The sequence below is a fragment of the Bradyrhizobium sp. CFUWI genome (assembly GCF_056429085.1).
Genome location: NZ_JBWJZE010000134.1, coordinates 1 through 601 on the forward strand (window position 1 = coordinate 1; position 601 = coordinate 601).

The 601-nt window shown below is 61.1% G+C and carries 1 protein-coding gene; it reads right to left on the bottom strand.

What is annotated here, in order from left to right; translation table 11 throughout:
- Positions 1–601: hypothetical protein (locus AC066S_RS39065; protein ID WP_478271941.1), on the bottom strand; the 601-nt coding region annotated here is incomplete at both ends.

Here is a 601-nt window from a genome sequence, read left to right on the forward strand (position 1 = left end):
GCGAGGGGCAGATACGTGCCGCTCAGGTACGTCACGCTGTCCAGCAGCTGAGGCATGTGAACGTTGGCCGACAAGGCGTCGTACTCGTCCGTTTTCATTGCCTCCGCGATGATGGCCAGGTTCTCATCGATCAGCTCATCCGAGCCTGCCACACGCAGCAAGTTGAGGATCGAGTGCACGCGCATCTTTCGCTCCTCGGCCCATGCCTTGCCTGCATTGGTCAGCTCGACAGCCTGCAGCAGGATGCCTACCTGAGCAATCAGGTCGGAGGCCATCTCAGGCCAAAAATCATCGCTGGCGGTGCCGCCCATTTGGGCCGAGACGCTACGGATGATCTCAGCCAGTTCGACCGGTCCCAGCCCTGCACAAAGGTCGATGCGCCAGTCATTGGGGCCAGTGCCAATACGCAGCACTTCGTCCTCGCTCATGCCGGCCGCTCTGACCTCGGCCGCAATGTCGTCGCCGATCGCGCCCTTGTCATCGGTGGCGTAGATGCTGATTGGATAGCCGGCCTTGCGCAGCTGGATGAGCTGTCGGACCACTGGCACGTAGAAGTTGCGCGACTTACCTTCACCAGAACCGCCCAGCACTTCAACGTGCT